Origin of the sequence: Pseudomonas sp. BJa5, assembly GCF_030272875.2 — a bacterium.
In the GTDB taxonomy this organism is placed as follows: Bacteria; Pseudomonadota; Gammaproteobacteria; order Pseudomonadales; family Pseudomonadaceae; genus Aquipseudomonas.
In genome coordinates, this window is sequence record NZ_JALRNG020000002.1 from 124,460 (window position 1) to 141,639 (window position 17,180).

Below are 17,180 nucleotides of genomic sequence, written 5' to 3' on the forward strand. Positions count from 1 at the left end.
CCATGGGGGAGCCGGCCCGGTCATCACTCAGAGGCCGACGTCCGGCAGCTGCGGACGGTTGGCCAGGGCCTTGGCCATGATCTGCTCGACGAACACACGATCCGCTTCCGGCAGGGCCAGGCGTGGCGGACGGGTCAGGGCGCTGCCGCGACCGGCGATGGCTTCGCACAGCTTGATGCACTGCACCAGGTCAGCGCGGGCATCCAGGTGCAGGATCGGCATCAGCCATTCGTAGATCGGCAGGGCCTCGGCGAAGCGGCCGGCCTTGGCCAGGCGGAAAATGGTCTCGCCTTCTTTGGGGAACACGTTGGACATGCCCGACACCCAGCCCTGGGCACCCACCGCGATGCTTTCCAGGACCACGTCGTCCAGGCCTGCGAACAGAATGAAGCGATCGCCCACTTCGTTGCGCACGTCGATGAAGCGGCGGGTGTCGCCGGAAGAATCCTTGAAGCACACCACGTTGTCGCAGTCGGCCAGGGAAATCAGGATGTCCGGGGTGACGTCGTTCTTATAGATCGGCGGGTTGTTGTAGACCATCAGCGGCACGTCGGCGTGCTTGGCCACATAACGGTAGTGCTCGGCGGTCTCGAACGGCTTGGAGCCGTAGACCAGCGCCGGCATCAGCATCACGCCGTCGACGCCGGCCTTGTGTACCGCATTGGCCACCTTGGCCGCCTGCACGCTGGTGAACTCGGCCACGCCGCAGATCACCGGGACCCGGCCGCGGGAGGCGTCGACCGCGACTTCGGTCACGGCGATCTTTTCTTCGGCGGTCAGCGAGGTGTTCTCGCCCACCGAGCCACAGACCACCAGGCCCGAGACGCCGTCGCGGATCACGTTGGAAATCACCTCGTGGGTTTTCTCCAGGTTGATCGAGAAGTCGTCGTTGAATTGAGTGGTGACCGCAGGGAAGACGCCGCTCCAGTTTACGTACTTGCTCATGGTGTTCTCCGGTTGTTTATTGTATTTCGTATACGATATTAAAAGTGTAAGAAATCGACCAGCGTTTTTTTCATGTTTTCCTGATCGGGTTTCAGCCGTGGTTCTAAATCAAGGGGTTAGCGATCAGGCGCCGGGCCAGGTGTCCGACAGCCGGTAGCCTTGCGGCCACGGATCGCTCGGGTCGAGCAGCAATTGGTGGGTGCCGGTGATCCAGGCGCGGCCGGAAATGCACGGGTAGATCGCCGGACGGCCGGCAATTTCAGTCTGCGATTCGATGCGGCAGTGGAACTCCGAGCCGATGATCGAACGGCCGATAAAGCGATCGCCGACCTTGAGCAAGCCCTTGGCCTGCATCACCGCCATGCGCGCCGAACAGCCGGTGCCGCAGGGCGAGCGGTCGATCTTGCCGGGGCGGATGACCACGGCGTTGGCGCCGGTGGCGACACCGTCTTCATACTCGACAGGCGCGGCGATCTGGCAGAAGGAGATGTGTGACCAGTCCGGGTTCAGCGGGTGGCGAAAGCCCAGCTGCTCGTTGGCGGCGCGGGTGATCTTCAGGCCGATCTCGACGATGTCTTTCGCTTCGTCCGGTCGAATGGCAAAACCCAGTTGCCGGGCATCGGCGATGACGAAACTGTCGCCGCCGTAGGCCGTGTCGACCTTGAGCGAACCGTAGCCTTCGACCTCGATCCAGGCGTCGAGCTGGTCGGCGAAGGAGGGCACGTTCTTCACCTCCACTCGCTGTACCTTGCCGTCGCGGCATTCGGCGACCGCCTCGATCAGCCCGCCCGGGGCTTCGAGCACCAACCGGGTTTGTGGCTCGGTCATCGGCAGGATGCCGCTGTCGAGCAGCACAGTGGACACGCACAGCGAGTTGGAGCCGGACATCGGCGGGGTGTCGGCCGGCTCCATGATGATCCAGGCCATCTGCGCGCGCGGATCCTTCGGCGGGACCAGCAGGTTGACGTGGCGGAACACGCCGCCGCGCGGTTCGTTGAGGACGAAGTTGCGCAGGGTGTCGTCGTTGGCGATCCAGCGCGACTGCTCCCAGACCGTGGCGCCAGGGGGCGGGGCGACGCCGCCGACGATGACGTCGCCGACTTCGCCTTCGGCGTGACAATTGACGATGTGGACGATTTTCGATGAGCGCATGGGGGGACTCCTTGTGTTGGATGGGAGGGCCTCATCGCGGGGCAAGCCCGCTCCCACAGAAGGAGGTGTGATCACCCTGGACCCTGTGGGAGCTGGCGAAGCCTGCGATGCTCTTATTTCACCGATTTGAGAAATGCCGCCGTCTCCGGCTGCAACGGGTTGCCGATCACTTGCTCCGGCGCGCCGATTTCATGCACCAGGCCGTTGCGGAAGAACGCCACCCGGTCCGACACATCCCGGGCAAAGCGGATCTCATGGGTCACCAGGACCATGGTCATGCCGTCTTCGGCGAGCATGCGCATGGTGTCCAGCACCTCGCCCACCAGCTGCGGGTCGAGGGCCGAGGTGGCCTCGTCGAACAGCATGTAGTCCGGCGACATCGCCAGCGCCCGGGCGATCGCCATGCGCTGCTGCTGGCCGCCCGACAGCTTGCCGGGGAAGGTCTTGAGCTTGTCGCCCAGGCCCACGTGGGTCAGTTGCTTGACCGCCAGTTCCTCGGCCTGCTCCTTGGTCTTGCCCAGTACCTTGCGCGGCGCCAGCATGACGTTCTCCAGCACCGTCAGGTGCGGGAAGGCGTTCCACTGCTGGAAGACGATGCCGATCTTCTGCCGCAGGCGATTGAGGTCGGTGGCGCGGTTGTGCACCTCGACGCCGTCGACGCGGATGCTGCCTTTCTGGATCGGCTCCAGGCCATTGATGCACATCAGCAAGGTCGACTTGCCCGAGCCCGAGCCGCCGATGATCGACACCACTTCACCCTTGTCCACGGTCAGGCTCACGCCCTTGACCACTTCCAGGTTGCCGAAGGATTTGTGTACGTTCTGGATCTCAATCATTTTCCTGCCACCTTTGTTCCAGACGGGCGCCCAGGCGGGCGACCACCAGGCTCATGACGTAGTAGATGAGGCCTGCGATGCACAGCACCAGCAGGGGTTCCTGAATCCGCGTAACGATGGTCTGCGAGGCGCGCAGCAGTTCGACGATGCCGATCCACATCACCAGCGCCGTGTCTTTCATCACCCCCAGCACCAGGTTCAACCAGCCGGGAAACGCCACCCGGGTGGCCATCGGCAGGACGATCCAGCGCAAGTCCTGCAGGTAGCTCATGCCCAGCGAGCGGCTGGCCCGGCGCACGCTCAGCGACACCGCCAGCACACCGCCGCGGACGATCTCGGTGAAGTAGGCCGCGGTGTACACCCCCAGCACGATGCAGCCGACGCTGAAGGCGCTGATGTTCAGCCCGACGATGCTCTTGAACGAGTTGAACAGCACGAACTGGATCAGCAGCGGAACGCTGCGAAATACATCCAGCACCCACGCCAGCGGCAGGCTCAGGCGTGGCCACAGGGCCCGGGCCAGGCCGAACAGCAGCCCGGCGAAGGTGCCCAGCAGGATGGCCCAGAAGGTCAGTTGCACGGTGACCCGGGCCCCGTCGAGCAGGAACATCATGTCGTTCCAGGTAAATCCGGTAGAGAACATGCCGGGCTCCTCAGTAACGGAACAGTCGCCAGGCCATCAGCCGGGCTACCGCGACGATCGCCTTGGCGATCACGTAGTAGAGCGCTGCCGCCAGGGCGAAGTATTCGAAGGTGCGGAAGGTCTTGACGTTGTAGTCCTGGGTCACGCCGGTGAGGTCGTTGTTCAGGCCCACGATCACCCCCAGCGAGGTCATCAGCACCGCCCAGACCATCTGGTTGGTCAGCGGGTAGAACACCACCCGCAACAACTGCGGAACGATGATCATCCGGTAGGCCTGGAATGCACTCATGCCCAGCGAGCGTGCCGCACGCATTTGCGTGCCGGGCACGGCCTTGAGGCCGCCGCGAAAGTTCTCGGCCAAGTAACCCGCGTTGTTGAAGGTGATCCCCGCCAGCAAGGCGATCCAGGAGCTGACATGCAGGCCCATCGAGCCCAGGCCGAAGTACAGGATGTAGATCTGGAACAGCGACGGCGTATTGCGGGCGATCGACACCCAGCCATCGGCAAAGCCGCGCAACAGCGGCTGCTTGCCTTCGCGCATGACGGTCAGGGCCAGGGCGATCAGCACCCCGAAGATCATCGACAGGGCAGCGGTTTCGAAGGTGACCCAGGCGCCGGTGAGCATGTCCGGCAGGGCGCGCAGCGCCGAGCGCCATTGGAAGGTGTAGTCAAACATGCGCGGGGCTCTCCTTGCAGGCGGCAGGTTGCAGCCAGGTGGGCAGGCGGCCGCTGGCCTGGCCGGTGCAGGCCGATTCGACGCATTCGCCGAGGCTGGCAAAATGTACCGGGCGACCGGCCAGGCCCGGCCCGTAGTGGGCGTACTTGCCGGAGTTGGTCATCAGCGTGCGCGCCGCCGGCGGGATTACCGGTTCACCGAGCATGCACCAGCAGGTGTCGGTTACCAGGGTCACGCCGAAGCGTTCCAGCACCTCGATATGGCCGGCGGCGCGGGCCTGTTCGAGCACGGCGCGACCGCAGGTGATCGCCACGACCACGTCCGGGTGTTTGTGCCGGCCCTGGCACAGGTGGGCGAGGGCGGCGAACTCGCTGAGCGAGAAGTGCGGGTTGCCCAGCGACACCACATCGACCTGAGGCTCGCGGGCGCTGTTGAGTTCGCGCCAGCTGTGCAGCAGGCCGGCCGGTTGCAGGCGCTCGGTGGGCAGGGTTGCGCCGGGTTCGAGCACCTGCGCCGGGTCCAGCGCTTCGGGGGTGACCCCGGCGATATGAAACAGCGGTGCGGCGGAGGTGGTGGCAAAGGCGGCGCCGAAGGCCTTGAGGTCGTCAAGGCTCGGTTGCGCCTGTTCCAGGCCGCGCACCAGGGGAATCCGCGAACCGGCCAGGGCACCGATGTGGTAGCCCAGCAGCGGGTAGAAACTGTCATCCAGCCTGTGCAGTGCCGGCACCTCGACGATCAGCTGGGCCTTGCGCTGGCTGTCCAGGTGGCAGCCGATGCGCGGTGCGCGGCCGGTCAGGGCGATGCAGATGTCCAGGTAGTCGGGGTACTTGAGCGTGCATGCGCCGAGCACGCTGTTGGCGTAGACCACCGCGTTGGATTCGGCCCAGACCACCTGTTCGCCCAGCGTCGGCGCGCTGTCCAGCAGGTAGGGCGCGCAGGTGAAGCTCAGTTGCGCGCCCATGGCCATGTAGGCATCGCCCAGGGCGCTGGCCGGTTCGCCCAGCGCCGGGTCGATGCCCAGCTCGCGCCAGCGGCGCTGGTCGACCGAAATGGAATTGAGCGTGGTCGGCACCCGCACCTTCGCCCCCCATTGCACCAGTTGCTGGGCAAAGCGCAGGCTGGCGGGGCCGGTGTAGATGCAGCCGTCGATATGGGCCTGGGTGACGTCCAGCAACTGCTCGGCGCCTTGCAGCTCGGCCATGCGCAACACGATCTGCATCGCCATCTGCGCGGCCTTGCCGTGGTGGCCGTCGAGCAGGGCGTGATCCTGTTCGCTCAGGTTCAGAGCCGTCTCGAAAGAGGGGGCGGCCTGTGCAAACGCAGGCGCTTGCCAGGCATCGACCGGCGCCTGGGCAAAGCAGTTCAGCCGCTCGCCCTCGACCCGCGCAAAGCCTGCGCCGCGCAAACCGGCGAAGGCCTCCCGGCCGATGCACAGCACCGGCAGGGAACGCCCGAACAGGATTTGCGCGACCAGCACGCCAAGGGTCAGGATCTCATCGGCTTCGGCCAGTACCAGTGCTGCCGGTGCGTGGCCGTTGCTGATCAGCTCCATCATCACGCTGCTGCCGGTGCACGAGCCGCGTCCGCTGGGGATGGCCAGTACGCGTCCGGCGATGCACTGGCCGCTCAATGGATGATGGCGGTCGATCACTTCGCCGCTGAACGGGTCGACCCCGCCCCAGAAGCTCAGCCCGGTGTCGGCGAACAGCAGTTCGCCCTGGGCCGCGCCCTCGACCAGGCAGCGCCCGGCCAGGGGAGTGGTTGTGCTGGTCATGCCGGGCACCTCAGTAGTAGACCTGTGGCACGGTCAGGTCGGTCGGGGCAATCTCGGTCCCCACCCACTTGGTGAACAGCTCCTTGTAGCGCCCGGTGCGCACCTGCTGGTTGACGAACAGGTCGAGGTAACGCAACAGGCCGTACTCGTTGCGCTTGGCGCCCAGCGACACGTAGTCGATCACGTAGGGGGCGTTGCCGGCGACCTTGAGGTTCTTGTACTTGCCGGACTTGAGGGTGGCGGCGGCGACGGTGTTGGTGACCACGGTGGCGTCGATATGGCCCTGGGCGACGGCCAGCAGGGTGTCGTTCTGCGACTGGTAGGCGCGGAAGCTGCCGCTGCCCCAGCTCTTGACGTCCTTCTCCAGGGCGATGGCTTCATAGGTGCCGCTGGTATTGCCCAGGGCCTTGCCCTTGAGGTCGGCGAAGCTGTTGATACCAGTGTTGTCGCGGGTCAGCACGACCATCTGGAAGGCGAAGTAAGGCACGGTGAGGCCGACCGTCTTGGCCCGCTCCAGGGTGTCGGAGGTGGACGCCACGATCACGTCGGCACGGCCGGAGACCAGCGCCGGGATGCGATCGGGGAAAGGGGTTTCGACCACTTCGGGTTCGACGCCGAGGATCTTCGCCAGGTCGTTGCAGTAGTCGACGTCGAAGCCGGCGGGCTTGTTGGCTTCGTCGCGAAAGCCCATGGGCGGGAAGTCCAGGGTCACGGCGCAGCGCAGCTTGCCGGAGCCGATGATGTCGTCGAGTTTGTCGGCCTGGGCGTTGGCAATGCAGGCGGTACTGAGAACAGCGCTGAGGGCTACGGCAAATGTGCGGTTTTTCATAGAGGCCTCGTGGTCGGTGAAGTGCTGTTAGATATCGTATTGTAGATTTCGTATACGATATTTTTAAGTGCAATGGCCGTGCCTGTTTTTGTGGTCCCGCAGGAAATATCTGTCAGCCCTTGAGTTAGGGCGTCTGCCAGAAAGGAAGGTTGCGCTGGGCGGTTTTACCGCGCCGGGTCGGGTGTGTAGCAGGTGTTACATATCGGAGCACTGCCCGCGCGCAGCGCCCCGTAAAGGAACACTCAGTGCTGGCTGTCGCGGTACTGGCTGGGCGAAAGCCCGGTGAGGGCGCGGAACTGGCGGCTGAAGGCGCTGTGGTCGGTGTAACCGCAGCGCAGGGCGATCTCGGTGATGGGCAGGCCCGGGTCCTGCAGCAGGCGCGAGGCTTCTTCCAGCCGGGCCTTGTGGATCATCTGCCGTGGCGTGAGCTGGAAGATGCGCTTGCAGTGACGCTCCAGTTGCGCCACCGACAGCCCGGCGATGGCGGTCAGCTCGGCAAGGCTGATGGGGCGGCTGAAGTGGGCGCGGATATGCCCGTCGACGGCGGCGAGTTTCTGGAACGCCGGGTGGTTGGACTGGGGCAGTTGCAGGTCGCGGGAGATCCCGGCCAGGCCAACGATATTGCCACCGGCATCCTTGAGCGGGCGCTTGTGGGTCAGGCACCAGATCGGCTGGTTGCCGTAATACAGGTGCAGTTCCAGCTGGTCGGCCAGTTCCCGGCCGCTGCTCAGCACGCGGCGGTCCTGCTCGGTGTAGAGCGGGCCAAAGCGGGCGGGAAAGACGTGTTCGGCGGTGAGCCCGAGCAGCTCGTCGCCGTGCTTGCGGCCGCAGCGACGGGCCAGGGTCTGGTTGACGAAGGCGTAGCGCGCCTCGCGGTCCTTGATGAAGAACACCACATCGTTGAGGGTGTCGAGCAGCGGCGCGATGGCGTGCAGACTGCCGAGCAGGGTGGGTAGATCGCAGGGCGGGAAGTGGTTGAGCGTGGCGTGCATGGCGCAGACGTTCCGGGGGCGACCGTCGGGATCATAGTGCGCCCCCGGCGTCTATCTCAAGGGCCGGGCGTGTCGTCCAGGCACATCAGGGTGTCGATGCGCGCCGGGCTGAACGGCGGGCGCGGCGCCGAAGGCTGCCAGCCGAACAGGTGGCGGGTGGCCGCACCGCACACCCGACCCTGGCAGGCGCCCATGCCGCAGCGGCTGGCGAGCTTGGCCTGGCGCCAGTCGCTGAAGCCTGTGAGGGCGGCATAAGGGACGTCTTCGCAGCGACACACCAGGGTATCGGCCGTTGCCAGCGACTTGAGCGCAGGATTCAGGGCGAAGGCCTTGTTCAGGGCGTCGGCAAAACCATGCCAGCGCTCGCGACGACGGAACAGTTGCTGGGCCGCCTGGCGATTGCCGACCGCTGCGAGACCTGCGATGGCGCCTTCGACCAAGGCCCGTTCGCTGCCACCAAAGCCGGTGCATTCGCCCGCCGCGTAGACGCCCGGCAGGGTCGTTTCCTGCCAGCTGTTCACGGCAATCGCGTCCTGGGCCACGGCGCAGCCCAGGGCCTGGCCCAGCTGGATATTGGGGATCAGGCCGAAGCCGCAGGCCAGCCGGTCACAGGCCATTTCCACGACCTTGCCGTTCTGCATCAGGCGCACGCCCTCCAGGCGATCGCTGCCCAGGGCGGCGAGCACATGGCTGGCGCTGCGGTACTGGCGGTCGAACAGGCTGAAGGACTGCAGCAGTTTGTACGGCCAGCGTGGCAACTGCGCAGCGAAGCCGGCGACGGCGGTTGTCGACGCCTGTTCGGCGATGCGCAGCACCCTGGCGCCGTTGTCCCGGGCGGTGGCGGCGCTGGCCAGCAGCAAGGGCCCGCTGCCGGCGATGACGATACGCTGGTCGCGCACCGCCAGGCCGGCCTTGATCAGCGCCTGCAAGCCACCGGCCCCGGTCACCCCGGGCAGGGTCCAGCCGGGGAAGGGCAGCAGCAGTTCGCGGGCGCCGGTGCAGAGGATCAGCCGGTCGTAACGGATCTGCCAGCCTCGCTCGGGGTCTTCCACCAGCAGGGTGTCGGGGCCGGACTGGGCGATCACCCGGGTGGCGCTGTAGTAACGCACATTGGCGCAGGCGAGCACCTGCTCGCGCAGTTGCCGTGCCTGGGCGGGGACCTTGGCCTGGGGGCCGTCGCGCCAGATCTGCCCGCCGGGCAGCGGGTTGTCGTCGAGCAGCACGATGCGTTCGGCACGGGGGGCGGCGGCCAGTGCCGCGGCCAGGCCGGCGGGGCCGGCACCGATGATCAGCAGGTTGGCGTGTTCGTTCATGCGCGGGTCTCCACCTGCATGCCGTCGCGGCACAGGGTCTGGCAGGCCAGGCGCCGGCGACCGTCGATGGTCACCCGGCACTCCTGGCAGATGCCCATGCCGCACAGCGGCGCGCGACGTTGCCCGCTCACCGAGGTCCGCGAGCAGCCGTCGCTGCCGAGCGCCAGCGCTGCGGCCACGCTGGTGCCGTCGGCTACCCGCAGCGGGCGGCCATCGAGTGTCAGGTCAGGCATGGGCGAGTGCTCCGGCAAAGCGTTCTGGCAGGTAGGGGCGGGCCGCCAGGGGCGGCGTTTCGTTGAACAGTTGCGCGGTCAGCAGGTCGGCCGTGGCCGGGGCGGTGGTGACGCCCAGGCCCTCATGACCCACCGCAAGCCACAGGCCCTCCTGCTGCGGATGGCGGCCCACCAGGGGCAGGCCGTCGGGGCTGGCGGCGCGAAAGCCGGTCCAGGCGCGGATACCGTTCAGCTGCGCCAGGCCCGGCATGTATTCGGTGGCGCGTTTGAGCATACGCGCGAGCATCCAGCCTTCCACGGCAGGGTCGGTGGTGCCGAACTGGCGCGAAGCGCCGATGAACAGCTGGCCGGTCGGGCGCGGCTGGATGTTGCAGGCGGTGGACGGGCCGCTGGCGTTATGGGCACTGGTCACATAGCCCAGTTCCACCAAGGTGTGGGTCACGGTGCCGGGGTAACGGTCGGTGATCAGCAGGTGGCCTTTCTTCGGTTCGATGGGCAACTCCGGGCACAGGTCGGTGGCCTGGATGCCGTTGGCCAGCACCACGGCATCGGCGCTCAGCCACTGGCCGTCGTCCAGGCGCACGCGCTTGCCCTGTACCGCGTTGACCCGCGCCCGGCGTTGCTCGATGCCTGCTGTTTGCAGCATCCAGCGGGCGGTAGCCGGGGCGTAGAGGATGCCGTCGCCGTTGATCAGCAGGCCGCCTTCGAGGCCCTCGCGCAAGGCCGGTTCGCGCTGGCGCAGGGCTCGCCCTGCGACCAGCTCGCAGGCCACGCCGCGGGCTTGCAGCACGCTGAATTTGTGCTCGGCCACGGCCATCTCTTCGGCATTGGCCGCCAGCCACAGGGTGCCGTTGCTGCGGTAGGCACAGTCCTCGGGTAGTCGGGGCGCCAATTCGCGCCAGCGTTGCAGCGAGTGCTGGCTGAGCGCCAGCTCCGCCGCATTGTCGTCGAGCACCAGCAAGTGGCCCATGCCGGCGGCGGTGGCGCCGTGCAGCCCGGCGTCCAGCACCAGCACGCGCAGGCCACGGGCGGCCAGCGACTGCGCGCAGGCCGCACCGATGATCCCGGCGCCGATCACGATCACATCGGCTACGGCGCCAGCGCTCACGGGTGGATGCCCCAGGCGAAGGGGTCGTCTTGTTCAATGATCAGCGTGGCTTCGGCGCTGATATGGGCACGGCCGCGAATGGTCGGCACGATGCGTTCGCCAGAGGCCTCGTACGAGCCTTCGAACAGGCTGCCGATGACACTGGCCTGGCGCCAGACCTGCCCCGCTTGCAGCGTGCCGTCGGCCGCCAGGCAGGCGAGCTTGGCGCTGGTGCCGGTGCCGCAGGGCGAGCGGTCGTAGGCCTTGCCCGGGCAGAGAACGAAGTTGCGGCTGTCGGCGTCGGGGTCGTCTGCGAACAGTTCGATATGGTCGATCAGGCCGCCGTCCTCACCGCGGATGCCCTGGTGTTCCAGGGCTTGTTGCACGGCGTAGGTGTAGGCGGTCAGTGCCTCGATATTGTCGCCGGCGACCTGCAGGCCGTGGTCGGCGATCAGGAAGAACCAGTTGCCGCCCCAGGCCACATCGCCGACCACGCGGCCGATGCCCGGCACCTCTAGCGTCAGGTCCTTGCGGTAGCGGTAGGCGGGTACGTTGCGCACGCTGACCGAGTGGTCGTCGTGCAGGGTCGCCTGCACCGTGCCCACCGGGGTTTCGATGCGGTGCACGCCCGGCCCGATCCGGCCCAGGTGCGTCAGCGATACCACCAGGCCGATGGTGCCGTGGCCGCACATGCCCAGGTAGCCGGTGTTGTTGAAGAAGATCACCCCGGCACAGGCGCTGGGGTCTACCGGTTCGCACAGCAGGGCGCCGACCAGCACATCGCTGCCGCGAGGTTCGAGCATGCAGGCGCTGCGCCATTGATCGTGCTGCTCGGCAAGGCGCTGGCGGCGTTCGGCCATGCTGCCGGTGCCCAGGTCAGGGAAGCCGTCGGTGACCAGGCGGGTGGGTTCGCCGCCGGTGTGGGAGTCGATCACGGTAATGCGTTTCATGGGGAGGCCGCGTCCGTTCTGGGAGGTGAAGGACAGGGTGGCGTGTTCCCAGGGGTGCCGGCTTGATGCCTTTACGTTATGGCAACGACGAAATCGGCACAGGGGGTTGCGACTGCTGCGCAGTCGATCGCCGGCTTCGCCAGCTCCCACAGGGACCGATGGCTCCTACGCGGGCTGGTGGCAGTGCCGCTCACCTGGTTTGCGGCAGGTGCTCGAACAGGGTCTTGCAGACGCCAGCGATATGCTCGTCGAGCAAGGTCACCGCACGCTCGACATCCTTGGCCCGGCAGGCATCGAGGATTTCGCGATGTTCGTGATCGGCGCGTTCCTTGCCCGCCGACAGGCTCATCTGCATCCGCAGGTAACGCTCCAGCTTGTCGTTCACCGAGCGGATCATATTGACCAGGAACGGCCGCTGCGCCGGCTCGTACAGGCAGGCATGCAGCTCCCAGTTGAGCTCGGCCCAGCGCCCGACGTCGTTCTCGCCGACGAACTCCTGGCAGATCCGCTCGGCGCGGGCGAAGGTCTCCTCGGTCATGTTCGGAATGGCCAGGCGCAGCGCCTTGTCTTCGAGCAGCATGCGTACCTCGAACATCTGCGCCAGCTCCGGTTCCGACATGCGCGTGACCATCGCCCCGCGGTTGCGCTGGAACATCACCAGGCCTTCGGCTTCCAGGCGCTTGAGCGCCTCGCGCACGGGGATCTTGCTGACGTTGAACTGGCGGGCGATGTCGTCCTGGCGGATCGGCTCGTCTTCGGCGAAATGCCCGGCAATGATCGCATCACGCAGGTGGCGGGTGATGATTTCCGAAGTCGAAGGCGTATTGCCCAGGTCCGGGGCGTTGAGGCGGGGTACGGTCACGGTGGCATCGTCCGAAGCTATTTTTGGATATGGTATACGAATTTTACCGATCCTGGCGCCACATATGCCCAAAGGCTGGTTTCAGGAGAGAGTTTGCCTGCGCGAAGCCGCTGCCGCCAGGCGGTAATCGGTAGGAGCGGGCTTGCCCCGCGATGCGATGGGGCTGACAACCCGCAATCGCGGGGCAAGCCCGCTCCCACCGATCGCAGGGCTACACGGCGAGGTAATCGAATCACAGCCGAACAGGGTTAGCGGATGAAATGCACCTTGCCGCTGTCGTCGTTGCCCATGTAGATGCCGTAGACGCCAGCCTGGCGCTCTTCGATGTAGCGTTCGAGAATCTGCCGGATCGCCGGGTAGTAGATCTCGTCCCAGGGGATCTCCTCGGGGGCGAAGAAGCGGTAGTCGAGGGTTTCCGGGCCGTACTGGCCGGTGACTTCCAGGGCGATGGCGCGGAAGATGATGTACACCTCGCTGATCTTCGGCACGCTGAAGATCGAGTAGGGCGAGATGATTTCGGCGCGTACGCCGCTTTCTTCCCAGACTTCGCGCAGGGCCGCCTCTTCGGTGGTCTCGCCGGCCTCCATGAAGCCGGCCGGCAGGGTCCAGGTGCCGGGGCGCGGCGGGATGGCGCGCTGGCACAACAGGTACTTGCCGTCCTGCTCGATGATGCAGCCGGCAATCAGCTTGGGGTTCACATAGTGGATGTAGCCACAGGCGCTGCACAGCAGGCGCTCGTGGGTGTCGCCGGCGGGCCGTCCCTGGTGCAGCGCGGCAGTGCATTGCGGGCAGTAGCGAGGGACGGCGGGCATGATCAGCGACCTATGCGGGGTTCTTTGAGAACGATGGGCGTGGCGATGTCACGCACCTTGCTGGTGTCGTCGTGCTTCTGGCGCAGGTAGTCCAGGGCTACCTTGGCCGCGGCACGCACATGGTCGACCGAAGCCTGGTGGGCGGCCAGCGGGTCGCCGCTCTTGATCGCGGCGACGATTTTTTCCATTTCCAGGTTGCTCGCCCCACGGCGGTTCTCCTGGGACACGGAGGTTGCGCGCAGGTAGCTGATGCGTGCCTGCAACTGGCGCAGCTGGGTAGCGGCGACATGGTTGCCGGAGCCTTCGAGCAGCACGTCGTAGAAGCCTTGCACCGAGTCGAGCACCTGTTGCAGCTCGCCTTCTTCAAGCGCCTTGCGGTTCACCTCCAGGGCCTTTTCCAGGGCGCGGATGTCCTTGGCCTTGGCGTTGAGGGTGAACAGTTGCACGATCAGGCCTTCGAGCACGCAGCGCAGCTCGTAGATGTCGCGGGCGTCTTCCAGGGTGATGATGGCCACGCGCGGGCCCTTGGCGTCGGCGAATTCCACCAGGCCCTCGGACTCCAGGTGACGCAGCGCTTCACGCACCGAGGTGCGGCTCACGCCGAGGCGGTCGCACAGGTCGCGCTCGACCAGGCGGTCGCCGGGCAGCAGCTGGAAGCTCATGATCGCCCCGCGCAGTTTGTCGAGCACGATTTCGCGCAGGGTTACAGGGTTGCGGTTGACCTTGAAGCTGTCGTCGAGGGGCTGGCGTTTCATCATCGGTGCTCTGCAGAGGGCTGTAGCAGTTGAACAGCCCGTCGTTATCGGGTGGGCTCCGAGTCGGCCTCGGCGAAGGCTTCGCGGGCCAGCCGGAAACTGTCCACGGCTGCGGGCACACCGCAATAGATACCGACTTGAAGCAGGATTTCGCGTATTTGCTCACGACTCAGACCGTTACGCAAGGCGCCGCGTATGTGCAGCTTGAGTTCGTGGGGGCGATTGAGCGCAGAAATCATTGCCAGGTTGATCATGCTGCGCTCCTTGAGCGACAGGCCTTCGCGGCCCCAGACATGCCCCCAGCAGTATTCGGTGACCAGCTCCTGCAAGGGGCGGGTGAAGTCGTCGGCGTTCTCGATCGATTTGTTGACGTAGTCCTGGCCCAGCACCTGGGTGCGGATCTCAAGGCCTTTCTGGTACTTCTCGTTGCTCATGATCAGCTCCGAAAAAACGGGGGCCGCAACCGAGGTGTGGCGCGCGGCCCCCAAAAGGGAAATCAGGCCAGCGGCGGCAGGGCGCCGAGCTTGCCCTTGTGGTAGATCATCGGCGTGGCCGGCTGCTCGGGCAGGATCAGGTTCTTCACCGCGCCGACGATGATGGCGTGATCGCCACCGTCGTACTCGCGCCACAGCTCGCATTCGATGATCGCCGTGGCATTGCCCAGCAGCGGGTTGCCCAGTGCGCTCAGCTGCCAGTCGATGCCTTTGGCCTTGTCCTTGCCCTTGCCAGCGAAGGCATAGGCCTCGGCGGTTTGCCCTGCGGCCAGCAGGTGAATGGCGAACTGCTTGCTGTCACGCAGCACCGGGTAGGTGTCGGAGGCGTAGTTGGGGCAGAACAGCACCAGCGCCGGGTCGATCGACAGCGCGCTGAAGGCGCTGGCGGTGATGCCGACGATGGCCCCGTCGGCGTCCAGGGTGGTGACCACCGTGACGCCGGACGGGAAGGAGCCCATCACGTCTTTGTAAATGCCGGGTTCGATCATGACGCAGGTCTCCTAACGCATGACAAAGGGGTCGGGCATCGGCGCGGTCGAGAGGTTGATCCACACCGTCTTGAGTTCGGTGTAGGCCAGTACCGAGTCGATGCCGCTCTCGCGCCCGTAGCCACTGTTCTTGAAGCCGCCGATCGGCGCCATGGCCGAGACCGCGCGGTAGGTGTTGACCCAGATGATCCCCGAGCGCACGTCGCGGGCCAGGCGGTGGGCACGGCCCAGGTCGCGGGTCCAGATGCCGGCGGCGAGGCCGAACTGCGAGTCGTTGGCCATGGCCAGGGCTTCTTCCTCGGTCTTGAAGCGGATCACCGCCGCCACCGGGCCGAAGACTTCTTCCTGCATGATCTTCATCGAGTTGCTGTCGCATTCGAACAGGGTCGGCTCGTAGTACCAGCCGTCGCTGTCGACCTCGGCGCGCTTGCCGCCCAGGCGCAGGGTGGCGCCTTCGGCCTTGGCCGCGGCCACCAGGCCTTCGACCACGGCCAGTTGCTGGGCGGTGGCCATGGGACCCATTTCGCTGCTGTCGTCCTGGGGGTTGCCGATCTTGATGCGTTTGGCCCGCTCGACCAGACGCTCGACGAATTCATCGTAGATCTCGTCCTGCACCAGCAGGCGCGAGCCGGCCACGCAGCTCTGCCCGGAGGCGGCATAGATGCCGGCCACCGCGCCGTTGATGGCGCTGTCGAGGTCGGCGTCGGCGAAGATGATGTTCGGCGACTTGCCACCCAGCTCCAGCGACAGCTTGGCGAAGTTCTCGGCGCTGCTGCGCACCACATGGCGGGCGGTGGCGGCGCCGCCGGTGAAGGCGATCTTGCGCACCAGCGGGTGACGGGTCAGGGCTGCGCCGGTGCTCGGGCCGTAGCCTGTGACGACGTTGACCACGCCCGGCGGGAAGCCGGCTTCCAGGGCCAGGCGCGCCAGCTCCAGGATGGTCGCCGAGGCGTGCTCGGACGGCTTGAGCACGATGGTGTTGCCGGCGGCGAGGGCCGGCGCCAACTTGATCGCGGTCAGGTACAGCGGGCTGTTCCAGGGAATGATCCCGGCGACCACGCCGATCGGCTCGTGCACGGTGTAGGCGAACAGGTCGGGCTTGTCCAGCGGCAGGGTGCCGCCTTCGAGCTTGTCGGCCAGGCCCGCGGTGTAGTGGAAGAACTCCGGCAGGTAGCCGACCTGGCCGCGGGTTTCGCGGATCAGCTTGCCGTTGTCGCGGCTTTCCAGCTGGGCCAGGTGTTCCTTGTTGGCGCTGATCAGATCACCCAGGCGGCGCAGCAACTTGCCCCGGGCGGTGGCGGTCAGGCCACGCCAGGCCGGGTTGTCGAAGGCGGTTTGCGCCGCCTGCACGGCGCGCTCGACATCCGCTTGATCGGCATCGGGCAATTGCGCCCAGGCCTGCGCGGTGGACGGGTCGAGGCTGTCGAAGGTCTTGCCGCTCTGGGCATCGAGCCACTGGCCGTCGATGCACATCTGAAATCGTACGAGAGTCATGCAACGATCCCCTTGGCTGAATCGGAAAGGGTTTTGGCGTCGCCGAGAAAGTCCAGCAGCATCTGGTTGACCAGGCGCGGCGACTCTACCGGCATCATATGCCGTTGTTCGGCCAGCACCACGCTCTGCGCGCCGGGTATGCGCCGGGCCAGTTGCCGGGTCATGTCCGGGGTCGAGCCCAGGTCCCATTCGCCGGTGGCGATCAGGGTCGGCACCTGGATGCTGGCCAGGTCGTCGGCGCGGTACATGTCCTGGGTGGCGAACAGTTCGTAAGTGGTCAGGTAGCCCTGCGGATCGTTGCTGGCCAGGGTCTGGCGGATAGCGGCGATCTGCGCCGGGTTGGCGGCCTGGTACTCGCGGCTGAACCAGCGCGCCAGGGCCGCTTCGGCGTTGGCGTCGGGGCCGTGCTCGGCCGCCTGGGCGGTACGGGCGATGACCCCGGCGCGTTGCTCGGCGCTGCGGTTGAACACGCTGTTGAGCACCACCAGCGCGGCCAGGCGCTGCGGGTAGTGCAGGGCGAAGGCGCGGGCCACCAGGCCGCCCATGGAGAAACCGATGATGGTCGCCTGGGGCAACTGCAGGTGATCGAGCAGCTCGGCCAGTTGCGCGGCATAGCCGGGCAAGCCGCAACCGGGTTGCGGGCGCGGGCTCTGGCCGTGGCCGAGCATGTCGTAGGCGATGACCCGGTAATCACTGGCCAGGCCCACGACCTGGCCGCCCCACATTTCTTTGTTCAGGCCCACGCCGTGGATCAGGACCACGGGCTGGCCTTGGCCGGTCGCCAGGTAACTGGTGCCGGCCGGGGTGCGTTCAGCAGCAGGCTGAATCATCGGTCGCTCCTAGGG

General features: G+C 66.4%; 19 protein-coding genes. All 19 read right to left on the minus strand.

The genetic code is table 11. The features are described 5' to 3' along the window. Nucleotides 1-27 precede the first annotated feature (27 nt). The 19 genes from M2D63_RS01745 to M2D63_RS01835 all read right to left on the minus strand — a co-directional run bounded on the left by M2D63_RS01745 (nt 28) and on the right by M2D63_RS01835 (nt 17,165). Nucleotides 28-945, minus strand: coding sequence for a dihydrodipicolinate synthase family protein (locus M2D63_RS01745; protein WP_285861018.1), 918 nt, complete (start codon nt 943-945; stop codon nt 28-30). A 123-nt stretch (nt 946-1,068) separates the two neighbouring features. Beyond that, complete coding sequence (locus tag M2D63_RS01750; protein WP_285861019.1) at nt 1,069-2,097, minus strand: trans-3-hydroxy-L-proline dehydratase; 1,029 nt, start codon at nt 2,095-2,097, stop codon at nt 1,069-1,071. 113 nt (nt 2,098-2,210) lie between these two features. Then, nucleotides 2,211-2,933, minus strand: coding sequence for an amino acid ABC transporter ATP-binding protein (locus M2D63_RS01755; RefSeq protein WP_285861020.1), 723 nt, complete (start codon nt 2,931-2,933; stop codon nt 2,211-2,213). Continuing rightward, nucleotides 2,926-3,576 carry an amino acid ABC transporter permease gene (locus tag M2D63_RS01760; RefSeq protein WP_285861021.1) on the minus strand — a complete coding sequence of 217 codons (651 nt, stop codon included), beginning with the start codon at nt 3,574-3,576 and terminating at the stop codon, nt 2,926-2,928. The genes M2D63_RS01755 and M2D63_RS01760 overlap by 8 nt, the downstream gene beginning before the upstream one ends. Nucleotides 3,577-3,586: 10 nt before the next feature. After that, nucleotides 3,587-4,252 carry an amino acid ABC transporter permease gene (locus M2D63_RS01765; protein WP_285861022.1) on the minus strand — a complete coding sequence of 222 codons (666 nt, stop codon included), beginning with the start codon at nt 4,250-4,252 and terminating at the stop codon, nt 3,587-3,589. Beyond that, nucleotides 4,245-6,026, minus strand: a complete 1,782-nt coding sequence (locus M2D63_RS01770) for an aconitase X (protein ID WP_285861023.1) — start codon at nt 6,024-6,026, stop codon at nt 4,245-4,247. The genes M2D63_RS01765 and M2D63_RS01770 overlap by 8 nt, the downstream gene beginning before the upstream one ends. A gap of 10 nt (nt 6,027-6,036) precedes the next feature. Then, nucleotides 6,037-6,855, minus strand: coding sequence for a transporter substrate-binding domain-containing protein (locus M2D63_RS01775; RefSeq protein WP_285861024.1), 819 nt, complete (start codon nt 6,853-6,855; stop codon nt 6,037-6,039). Nucleotides 6,856-7,097: 242 nt separating this feature from the next. Further along, nucleotides 7,098-7,847, minus strand: a complete 750-nt coding sequence (locus tag M2D63_RS01780) for an AraC family transcriptional regulator (protein WP_285861025.1) — start codon at nt 7,845-7,847, stop codon at nt 7,098-7,100. A 56-nt stretch (nt 7,848-7,903) separates the two neighbouring features. Further along, on the minus strand, nt 7,904-9,160 hold the full coding sequence (locus tag M2D63_RS01785) for an FAD/NAD(P)-binding oxidoreductase (protein ID WP_285861026.1): 1,257 nt from the start codon (nt 9,158-9,160) through the stop codon (nt 7,904-7,906). Next, nucleotides 9,157-9,393 carry a (2Fe-2S)-binding protein gene (locus M2D63_RS01790; RefSeq protein ID WP_285861027.1) on the minus strand — a complete coding sequence of 79 codons (237 nt, stop codon included), beginning with the start codon at nt 9,391-9,393 and terminating at the stop codon, nt 9,157-9,159. Before M2D63_RS01790 ends, M2D63_RS01785 begins: the two co-directional genes overlap by 4 nt. Beyond that, entirely contained in the window at nt 9,386-10,501 is a 1,116-nt protein-coding gene (locus M2D63_RS01795; protein WP_285861028.1) for an FAD-binding oxidoreductase, read from the minus strand. The genes M2D63_RS01790 and M2D63_RS01795 overlap by 8 nt, the downstream gene beginning before the upstream one ends. Next, the gene (locus M2D63_RS01800) at nt 10,498-11,430 is read right to left on the minus strand and encodes a 4-hydroxyproline epimerase (protein WP_285861030.1); all 933 of its coding nucleotides are present in this window, start codon (nt 11,428-11,430) and stop codon (nt 10,498-10,500) included. The genes M2D63_RS01795 and M2D63_RS01800 overlap by 4 nt, the downstream gene beginning before the upstream one ends. Before the next feature lie 190 nt (nt 11,431-11,620). Next, nucleotides 11,621-12,292: a GntR family transcriptional regulator gene (locus tag M2D63_RS01805; protein WP_285861031.1), complete on the minus strand. Its 672-nt coding sequence runs from the start codon at nt 12,290-12,292 to the stop codon at nt 11,621-11,623. A gap of 248 nt (nt 12,293-12,540) precedes the next feature. Then, on the minus strand, nt 12,541-13,104 hold the full coding sequence (locus M2D63_RS01810) for an NUDIX hydrolase (protein ID WP_285861032.1): 564 nt from the start codon (nt 13,102-13,104) through the stop codon (nt 12,541-12,543). A 2-nt stretch (nt 13,105-13,106) separates the two neighbouring features. Next, nucleotides 13,107-13,859, minus strand: coding sequence for a GntR family transcriptional regulator (locus tag M2D63_RS01815; RefSeq protein ID WP_285861033.1), 753 nt, complete (start codon nt 13,857-13,859; stop codon nt 13,107-13,109). Between the two features lie 44 nt (nt 13,860-13,903). Further along, nucleotides 13,904-14,293, minus strand: a complete 390-nt coding sequence (locus M2D63_RS01820) for a carboxymuconolactone decarboxylase family protein (RefSeq protein ID WP_285861034.1) — start codon at nt 14,291-14,293, stop codon at nt 13,904-13,906. 62 nt (nt 14,294-14,355) lie between these two features. Then, the gene (locus tag M2D63_RS01825; protein WP_285861035.1) at nt 14,356-14,841 is read right to left on the minus strand and encodes a flavin reductase family protein; all 486 of its coding nucleotides are present in this window, start codon (nt 14,839-14,841) and stop codon (nt 14,356-14,358) included. A 12-nt stretch (nt 14,842-14,853) separates the two neighbouring features. Beyond that, entirely contained in the window at nt 14,854-16,335 is a 1,482-nt protein-coding gene (locus tag M2D63_RS01830; RefSeq protein ID WP_285861036.1) for an aldehyde dehydrogenase, read from the minus strand. Further along, complete coding sequence (locus M2D63_RS01835; protein ID WP_285861038.1) at nt 16,332-17,165, minus strand: alpha/beta fold hydrolase; 834 nt, start codon at nt 17,163-17,165, stop codon at nt 16,332-16,334. Before M2D63_RS01835 ends, M2D63_RS01830 begins: the two co-directional genes overlap by 4 nt. Nucleotides 17,166-17,180: the final 15 nt, after the last annotated feature.